We start from the raw sequence: 8316 nt of genomic DNA on the forward strand, positions 1-8316 counted from the left end.
CGCACCCTTACGGGGAAGCTGAATTTAAGCTTTTCCGCAGCTTCTTCCAAGCCGTGGCGCTTTCTGGTTTCTACCCCATGCACCGTAAAGTAGGACACCGAGCACTAGTCGCTTAATTAAAAGGAGCTATCTTTACATGTGCGGACTTCTTGGCATGCTCGCGGCCACCGGTGACGTGGACAAATATGTCGACGCGCTGGAGCGGTCGCTTCCTTGCATGCACCACCGCGGACCGGACGCAGCTGGTACTTGGCATGATGGCGACGCCGCCTTCGGCTTTAACCGCCTGTCCATTATCGACCTGGAACATTCCCACCAGCCCCTACGCTGGGGCCCTGAGGATGAACCAGAGCGGTATGCCCTTACCTTTAACGGCGAGATCTACAACTACGTTGAGCTCCGCGAAGAACTTAAGGCCTTGGGCTATACCTTCTACACGGAAGGCGATGGCGAACCCATTGCGGTGGGCTACCACCACTGGGGCAAGGATGTCGTCGAGCACCTCCGCGGCATGTTTGGCATCGTCATTTGGGATACCAAGACTAAAACCATGTTTGCCGCGCGCGACCAGTTTGGCATCAAGCCGCTTTACTATGCCACCACGGACGCCGGCACGGTCTTTGCCTCCGAGATGAAGTGCATCTTGGACATGGCCGAGGACATTGGTCTAGAACTCAACCTTGACCGCCGCGCCATCGAACACTACGTGGACCTGCAATACGTGCCGGAACCGGAATCTTTGCACGCCAATATTCGCCGCGTGGAATCCGGCTGCACGGTGACCTTGAAGCCGGGTGAGGAGGTCGTATCCGAGCGATACTTCAAGCCACGTTTCCCAGTCCAGCAGGTTCCAGAAGGCGAAGAACAACAGCTCTTTGACCGCATTGCAGAAGCGCTGGAGGATTCCGTCGCTAAGCACATGCGTGCCGATGTCACCGTGGGTTCCTTCCTGTCTGGCGGCATCGACTCCACCGCCATCGCTACCCTGGCCAAGCGCCATAACCCGGATCTGCTGACGTTTACCACTGGGTTCGAGCGCGAAGGTTATTCCGAGGTGGACGTGGCCGCAGAATCGGCGGCAGCTATCGGCGTAGAGCACATCGTCAAGATCGTCTCGCCGGAAGAATATGCTGAGTCGATCCCTAAGATCATGTGGTACCTGGATAATCCGGTGGCCGATCCTTCCCTCGTACCGCTCTTCTTCGTGGCCCAAGAGGCCCGCAAGCACGTCAAGGTGGTCCTGTCCGGTGAGGGCGCCGACGAGCTCTTCGGCGGCTACACCATCTATAAGGAACCGCTGTCCCTCGCGCCATTTGAGAAGATCCCTTCTCCCCTGCGCCAGGGCCTGGGCAAGCTCTCCCGCGTACTGCCGGATGGCATGAAGGGCAAGTCCCTACTTAACCGCGGCTCCATGACCATGGAGGAGCGCTACTACGGCAATGCGCGGTCCTTTAACTTTGAGCAGATGCAGCGCGTTATCCCATGGGCCAAGCGCGAATGGGATCACCGCGAGGTCACCGCGCCCATCTATGCGCAGTCGGAAGACTTTGACCCGGTAGCCCGCATGCAGCACCTTGATCTGTTTACCTGGATGCGCGGTGACATTTTGGTCAAGGCCGATAAGATCAACATGGCCAACTCCTTGGAGCTGCGCGTGCCATTCCTAGATAAGGAAGTATTTAAGGTCGCAGAATCCATCCCGCACGATCTAAAGATTTCCCACGGCACCACCAAGTATGCCCTGCGCAAGGCCATGGAACAGATCGTTCCCGCCCACGTCCTCAACCGCAAGAAGCTGGGCTTTCCGGTTCCCATGCGCCACTGGCTGGCCGGCGACGAGCTCTACGGCTGGGCGCAAGACACCATCAACGATTCCCAGACCGAGGACATCTTCAATAAGAAGGAAGTCCTGGAGATGCTCAAGGAGCACCGCGATGGCGTCTCCGATCACTCCCGCCGCCTGTGGACCGTGCTGTCCTTTATGATTTGGCACGGCATCTTTGTGGAAAAGCGCATCGACCCGCAGATCGAGCAGCGCGACTACCCGGTCAAGCTTTAAGCCGAACTGGGCAAAGTTCCACGCCGAGCTTTAAAGACATAAAAAGAGGGTGAGCGCCACGAAGCACTCACCCTTTTTCTTTATCCTTCTGTTTAGTTGAAGGAATCGCCACACGCGCAGGAGCCGGTGGCATTCGGGTTATCGATGGTAAATCCCTGGGACTCGATGGTGTCAGCAAAGTCAATCTTGGCGCCGGTAAGGTACGGCACGGACATCTTGTCCACGACGAGCTTGATGCCACCCACCTCGTCGACCTTGTCGCCATCAAGGCTGCGGTCATCGAAGTAGAGCTGGTAGCGCAGGCCAGCGCAGCCGCCGGGCTGTACTGCGATGCGCAGGGAGAGATCGTCGCGGCCTTCCTGATCAAGCAGGCCCTTTGCCTTTGCGGCTGCGGCCTCGGTCAGAATGACGCCGGTTTCGGAAACTGGAGCGGTCATCACTTCTCCTCAAATGTGTCTTGGTTGCGTAGCCACTACCCTACCCGCATCTACAAGGAGGGAAAAGGTAGCCCATAGTAATAACAACGCCGTGGGCGGGCCTATTCCCCTCTTGGGGTCGAAACCCTGTAGTCTGATCAGCGTGAAACTTCCGTGGCAAAAAGATGACAAGACCTCCCCTGAACCCGCTCCCGTGCAGGAAGAAGTTCAGGAAGAAACCCACCGCAAGGGGTATACCCCGCCGAAGGGTCGTCCCACGCCAAAGCGCCAGGAACAAGAAATCGCGCGCGGCGTGAAGCGCGATCCACATGGGGTATCCGATGCGCAGCGCTATAAGCGCCGCAAGGAACTCAAAAAGTCCATGAGCAAGGACGAGTGGAAAGAATATAAAAAGCAGGAGCGCAAGGAGCGCAACCAGCGCAATCGCGAAAGCCAGGAGCGCATGGCCGAAGGCGATCCACGCTTCCTCCCTGCCCGCGATCAGGGCGAAGAGCGCGCCTACGTGCGCGATTGGATCGATGCCCGCCGCACGCTTTCGGAATGGGTCATGCCGATGGCGCTTGCCCTTATCGTCGTGGTCTTTGTGACCTATGCGGCCCCCAGCATCGCCGGCCTCATCAATGCGATTGCTATGGTGGTCATCCTCATCTTCGCCATCGATGGCATCTGGCTGGGTCGCCGCGCTAATAATGCTGTCCGCAAGAAGTTCCCCGGCACCACCGCCACCGGCTTTGGCCTGGGATTCTACGCATTTTCCCGCGCCAGCCAGCCCCGCAAGTGGCGCATTCCTCGCCCGCGCGTCGAGCGCGGTGCCGACGTTTAAGGAAGCACGCTCATGGCTGATTCCCCGCAGCTTTATCCCTATGGCCGGCTAAGCGATGCCGCACAGTGGCTCGCCGCCTGCCAAGATCGATCCCCCGCTTCCGAGCCACAGCGAGTGCGGGCCGTAATTTTCGCCGAGGACGGTGAAGGGATTCCCCAGGCCACGGAGACCGCGGCGCGGCGGGTTGGGGCCAGCATTAATTCTGTCACAGTGACGGATTGCTCCACGGCCTATGACTTAGGCGTGCAGGCGGCGGATGCGGAAATCGACGGCGGTGCGGATCTGCTCATTCCAGGCGGAATCGACACCACGCAGGTTGCCGCGGCCGCCATGGGGGTGATGGCGCAGGAGGAGCCGGTGGTGGTCGTCGCCAAGCAGCCGAGCGTCGAGGACTGGAAGGCCGAGGTTGCGGCCATTCGCGATTCCATGTTTCGGATGCGCGGCCTGACTGGGCGGGAGCTCATGAAGGCCTGCGGCTCCCCCGTATTGGCCACGCTGGTGGGATTCATGTCCCAGGCGGCTAGGCGGCGCACGCCCCTGCTTGTCGATGCCCCCTTGACCGCCACCGCCGCCGTATGCGCCGCTGCAGACACGCGGATCTATGACTGGCTTCTAGCTACCAATATCTCGCCGCAGCCGGCTCACCGGTTGGCTTTAAAGAAGCTGCGGCTGGATCCCCTGCTGGATCTGCAGATGGAACCGGTGCCGGCGCTCGGCGCCCTGGCCTCCCTACCCCTAGTCTTGCTCGGCGTGGAAATCACCGCGGACGCGACGCAGCCAGAGGCCTAACTGCGCGGCGCAGGTCCGCCTCGCGCCGCGTTACACTTCGGTGCGCTAGACCAAAGTGTGCAACCAGCCGTGGGCATCATCCACGGCGCCGCGCTGGATGCCGGTTAGGCGCTCGCGCAAGGCCATGGAAACCTCGCCGGCCTCGTTATTATTAACGCTGAAATCGGTGTCCTCACCAAGCACGCGCCCCACCGGCGTGATGACGGCGGCGGTACCGCAGGCAAAGGCCTCGGTCATCTCACCCGATTCCACATCGCGCTGCCATTCTTCGGCAGTGACGCGCCGCTCAGTTACCTTGTACCCCATGTCTTCGGCGACCTGCAGCAGGGACTGGCGGGTAATGCCGGGCAGCAGAGATCCGGAGAGGGCCGGGGTGACGATCTCGGCGTCGCTGCCGGTACCGTAGACGAACATGAGGTTCATCCCGCCCATTTCCTCGATATACCGGCGCTCGATGGCATCCAGCCAGACCACTTGATCGCAGCCCTTTTCTTCGGCTTGTGCTTGCGCTAACAAGGAACCGGCGTAATTGCCAGCGAATTTCGCGGCACCGGTTCCGCCCGGCGCGGAGCGGACATAATCCGTAGACAGCCACACCGAAACCGGCTTAATGCCGCCACTGAAATACGCACCGGCGGGCGAGGCCAAGAGGATGAAGCGATAAGCATTGGCCGGGTGCACACCCAGCGATACCTCGGTCGAAATCATAAAGGGGCGCAGGTAGAGCGATGCTTCCCCGCCCGCCTCTGGGACCCAGCTCTTATCGATGTCCACCAGCTGCCGCAGTGCCTCGATGAACTCTTCTTGCGGTAGCTCGGGCATCGCCAAGCGCTGCGCCGAATTGATAAAACGCTGTGCATTTTGATCTGGGCGGAAGGTAACGATGGAGTCATCGGGCTGGCGGTAGGCCTTAATGCCTTCGAAGACGGCTTGGCCGTAGTGGAAGACGTTGCTAGCCGGATCCATCGTCAGCGGGCCGTAAGGGCGGACCTGCGCGTCGTGCCAGCCCTTGTCCGTGGACCAATCGATGGTAACCATGTGGTCCGTAAAGTGCTGGCCAAAGCCGGGATTGGCCAGGATATTATCTAAATCTTCTGCCGCCGTTGGTTGATTCGTACGGGTAATCGTGTAATCAAGCATGCCCACAATCTACTCCTTTTATCTATAGCCGGGTAGGAATATGTTCACTCTAGCGCGGTATCATGGGCAGAAGTTTCATTAGTACCAATTAAAAAGGAGGACTTTATGTCTCAGCACACTGGACCCGCACGTGGGGCATTTCCGGAGCTTAAGCTAGAAAAGAAGGCCCCGAAGAACGCGCAGGCCCTACTCATCGCCGCATTTAAGGGCGAGGAAGGCATTGAACTTCCAGGCACCTCGCTGCTCAAGCCGGCCGCGCTGCGCGAAGCATACGAGTCCCTCATCGCCGTGGGAGCAACCGGCAAGGCCAATGAGGTCACCCGCATCCCGGCGCCTAAGAAGGCAGAGGTCGATTCCATCATCGCCGTCGGCCTAGGCGATGCCGAAGACCTCGATGCAGAAACCTTGCGCCGCGCCGTCGGCAGCGCCGCACGCTCGATTTCCAAGGTGGAAGAGGTGGCCACCTCCTTGGGCGATTTTGGCATCGCATCCACGGTAGAGGGCCTTACCTTGGGCGGCTACAAGTTCAAGGGGCTTCGTTCTAAGTCCGACAAGGATTCCGAGCAGCCCGCCGCCTTTACCGTGGTGGCAGAAAAGTCCGCGCGCGAGGAATTCGAGGCGGCCAAGATCACCGCGGAGTCCGTGGTGATTGCCCGCGACTTGGTCAATACCCCGTCCAACCTGCTGTACCCGGAGTCTTATGCAGACTTCCTCTCCGCCCAGGCTAAAGAAGTTGGCCTCGAGGTAGAAATCCTGGATGAAAAGGCACTGCAGAAGCAGGGCTTTGGCGGCATTACCGCCGTTGGCCGCGGTTCCGCTCGCCCGCCGCGCCTGGTGCGCCTGAGCTGGAACCCGAAGAAGGCAAAGAAGCACGTGGCGCTCGTGGGCAAGGGCATCACCTTCGATACCGGCGGCATTTCCTTGAAGCCGGGTTCTGGCATGTGGGACATGATTTCTGATATGGGCGGTTCCGCCGCCATGGCCGCCTCCATCATCGCTGCGGCCAAGCTCAACCTGCCGGTGAAGATCACCGCTACCCTGCCGCTGGCAGAAAACATGCCGGGCGATAACGCCACCCGCCCGGGCGATGTCATCACCCACTACGGCGGCATTACCTCTGAGGTTCTCAATACCGACGCGGAGGGCCGCCTCGTGCTTGCCGATGCCATCGCGCGCGCCAGCGAGGATAAGCCCGACTTCCTCATCGAAACCGCCACGCTAACCGGCGCCCAGATGGTCGCCCTAGGCGAGCGGACCGCCGGCGTCATGGGTTCGGAAGACTTCCGCGACCGCATGGCGGGCATCGGCCGCGAGGTCGGCGAAAATGCGTGGGCCATGCCGCTATTGGAAGAGCACGATGAATCCGTGAAATCCGCCAGCGCCGATATCCGCAATATCAACGCCAAGCGCGAAGGCGGCATGGAATACGCCGGCACTTACTTGAAGCAGTTCGTGGGCGAGGGCATCGAATGGGCACATATCGATGTCGCTGGGCCTTCCTTCAATACCACCGGCGCTTATGGCTATACGCCAAAGATGGGTACGGGCGTTCCCACCCGCACCGTCATCGCTGCCCTGCGCGAGATTGCTGAATCAAAGTAATACCTCACGTAGCCGCCTGGGCCTAAAATAGCGGAGTTATGAACACTGCTTTAATCATCGTTGATGTCCAACACGATTTTTGCCCAGGCGGCGCGCTTGGCACCGATCGCGGCAACGAGGTTGCAGAGAAGATCTCTTCTTTGCAGACCGAGTACGACACCGTCGTTGCCACGCAGGACTGGCACATCGATCCGGGTTCCCACTTTGCAGAGGACCCGGATTTTGTCGATTCCTGGCCGGTGCACTGCGTCGCCGATTCCTATGGGGCTCAGATGCACGAGGCCATCGGGCCTGCGCAAGCATATTTTCGTAAGGGCGAATACACCGCCGCGTACTCCGGCTTTGAGGGCGCAGCACACGGCGTATTGCTGGCGGAGTGGCTGCGGGAGCACGATATCGACGCGGTGGATATCGTCGGCATTGCCACGGATCACTGCGTGCAGGCAACCGCTGCGGATGCTTTAAAGGAAGGTTTTTCCGTCCGCGTCTTAAGCGAGTATTGCTCTCCTGTTGATCCAGATCGCGGGGATGCCGCCCTAGCGAAGTTAGGAAAGGCCGGCGCCACCATCGTCTAGGCCGATTAACTTAAGTCCTGCCCCGAATCAGGGTTTTCGCCGCGCTCAAAGCGGGCGCGGCGAAGGCGCTGTTCTTCCCTTTTACGCAAGATGCGTTGGCGTTCCATGCGCTCGCGCATGCGTTGGGGGTACCCGGTTTCTTCGACATCAAAAACGTCGCATTGCAATAGTTTTCCTACCGCGTCAATCCCCTTCGGCCCGCCGATGCGCCGGCGAATAAACTCGCCCTTTTCATCCACAACGACCACGGACATTTCATTGACCACGGTCTCTGGCTCGATAAATGCCTCAATAAATGCCTTATCGGCGGCCCACATTTTGAGCTCTTGTTCATCTTCTGGGCGGATAGTTTCTCCCGGACCGCGGGGCGGTCGCAGTGGCGATCGGGACTTATTGCGGCGGAAGAGGTTGAACATAACCCACTAGTTTACCCGCATGGAGGGTATTACTAACCCCACTACTGCACGATGACGGGCATCACGCTGTAAGATTGTGCGGTAGCGATAGAATACTTCCAACTTTTCGAGGAGTCTTAAAACTCATGGCGAACTCCGTTGAGATGCCCGAGCTGGGCGAGTCCGTAACCGAAGGCACCATTACCCAGTGGCTTAAGTCCGTCGGCGACACCGTCGAGGTAGACGAACCTTTGCTCGAGGTCTCCACCGACAAGGTCGACACCGAAATCCCCTCCCCCGTTGCAGGCACCATCCTAGAAATCAAGGCCGAAGAAGACGACACCATCGAGGTCGGCGAGGTCATCGCGCTCATCGGTGATGAAGACGAGGCTGGCTCCTCGTCCGATGACTCTGATGACTCCGACGACGACAAGTCTGAGGACAAGGAAGAATCCACGTCCGAGGAAAAGGAAGACAAGGACGAGAAGAAGTCCGG

9 protein-coding genes are annotated in these 8316 nt (G+C 59.5%); 6 read left to right on the plus strand and 3 right to left on the minus strand.

Annotated elements, in window-relative coordinates; genetic code table 11:
- Positions 1-136: 136 nt before the first annotated feature.
- Positions 137-2059 carry an asparagine synthase (glutamine-hydrolyzing) gene (gene asnB / locus HMPREF1267_RS08770; protein WP_023029005.1) on the plus strand — a complete coding sequence of 641 codons (1923 nt, stop codon included), beginning with the start codon at positions 137-139 and terminating at the stop codon, positions 2057-2059.
- Positions 2060-2151: 92 nt separating this feature from the next.
- Here the strand turns inward: asnB and HMPREF1267_RS08775 are convergent, their stop codons facing one another.
- Entirely contained in the window at positions 2152-2496 is a 345-nt protein-coding gene (locus tag HMPREF1267_RS08775) for an iron-sulfur cluster assembly accessory protein (RefSeq protein WP_005283948.1), read from the minus strand.
- A gap of 142 nt (positions 2497-2638) precedes the next feature.
- Between HMPREF1267_RS08775 and HMPREF1267_RS08780 the strand changes: the two genes are divergently transcribed.
- Positions 2639-3319 carry a DUF3043 domain-containing protein gene (locus tag HMPREF1267_RS08780; protein WP_005278343.1) on the plus strand — a complete coding sequence of 227 codons (681 nt, stop codon included), beginning with the start codon at positions 2639-2641 and terminating at the stop codon, positions 3317-3319.
- 12 nt (positions 3320-3331) lie between these two features.
- A complete protein-coding gene (locus tag HMPREF1267_RS08785) occupies positions 3332-4108 on the plus strand; it encodes a nicotinate-nucleotide--dimethylbenzimidazole phosphoribosyltransferase (RefSeq protein ID WP_023029006.1) in 777 nt (258 codons plus the stop codon).
- 45 nt (positions 4109-4153) lie between these two features.
- Here the strand turns inward: HMPREF1267_RS08785 and HMPREF1267_RS08790 are convergent, their stop codons facing one another.
- Positions 4154-5248, minus strand: coding sequence for a branched-chain amino acid aminotransferase (locus tag HMPREF1267_RS08790; protein ID WP_034667349.1), 1095 nt, complete (start codon positions 5246-5248; stop codon positions 4154-4156).
- 105 nt (positions 5249-5353) lie between these two features.
- Here HMPREF1267_RS08790 and HMPREF1267_RS08795 point away from each other — a divergent pair, with 105 nt between their 5' ends.
- Together HMPREF1267_RS08795 and HMPREF1267_RS08800 are read left to right on the plus strand one after the other, a co-directional pair.
- Complete coding sequence (locus HMPREF1267_RS08795; protein ID WP_023029008.1) at positions 5354-6850, plus strand: leucyl aminopeptidase; 1497 nt, start codon at positions 5354-5356, stop codon at positions 6848-6850.
- Positions 6851-6888: 38 nt separating this feature from the next.
- Entirely contained in the window at positions 6889-7425 is a 537-nt protein-coding gene (locus tag HMPREF1267_RS08800) for an isochorismatase family protein (protein ID WP_023017207.1), read from the plus strand.
- 5 nt (positions 7426-7430) lie between these two features.
- Here HMPREF1267_RS08800 and HMPREF1267_RS08805 read toward each other — a convergent pair whose 3' ends face one another.
- Positions 7431-7841 carry a hypothetical protein gene (locus HMPREF1267_RS08805; protein ID WP_005283964.1) on the minus strand — a complete coding sequence of 137 codons (411 nt, stop codon included), beginning with the start codon at positions 7839-7841 and terminating at the stop codon, positions 7431-7433.
- 125 nt (positions 7842-7966) lie between these two features.
- Between HMPREF1267_RS08805 and HMPREF1267_RS08810 the strand changes: the two genes are divergently transcribed.
- A partial coding sequence (locus HMPREF1267_RS08810) for a biotin/lipoyl-containing protein (RefSeq protein ID WP_023029009.1) occupies positions 7967-8316 on the plus strand: 350 nt, incomplete at its 3' end.

Origin of the sequence: Corynebacterium sp. KPL1824, assembly GCF_000478095.1 — a bacterium.
GTDB classification, from domain to species: domain Bacteria; phylum Actinomycetota; class Actinomycetes; order Mycobacteriales; family Mycobacteriaceae; genus Corynebacterium; species Corynebacterium accolens.

What these genes read in the sequence shown, in the direction of transcription:
- asnB (WP_023029005.1), top strand. Translation starts at nt 137, where the DNA reads ATGTGCGGACTTCTTGGCATGCTCGCGGCCACCGGTGACGTGGACAAA.
- HMPREF1267_RS08775 (WP_005283948.1), bottom strand. Translation starts at nt 2,496, where the DNA reads ATGACCGCTCCAGTTTCCGAAACCGGCGTCATTCTGACCGAGGCCGCA.
- HMPREF1267_RS08785 (WP_023029006.1), top strand. Translation starts at nt 3,332, where the DNA reads ATGGCTGATTCCCCGCAGCTTTATCCCTATGGCCGGCTAAGCGATGCC.
- HMPREF1267_RS08790 (WP_034667349.1), bottom strand. Translation starts at nt 5,248, where the DNA reads ATGCTTGATTACACGATTACCCGTACGAATCAACCAACGGCGGCAGAA.
- HMPREF1267_RS08795 (WP_023029008.1), top strand. Translation starts at nt 5,354, where the DNA reads ATGTCTCAGCACACTGGACCCGCACGTGGGGCATTTCCGGAGCTTAAG.
- HMPREF1267_RS08800 (WP_023017207.1), top strand. Translation starts at nt 6,889, where the DNA reads ATGAACACTGCTTTAATCATCGTTGATGTCCAACACGATTTTTGCCCA.
- HMPREF1267_RS08805 (WP_005283964.1), bottom strand. Translation starts at nt 7,841, where the DNA reads ATGTTCAACCTCTTCCGCCGCAATAAGTCCCGATCGCCACTGCGACCG.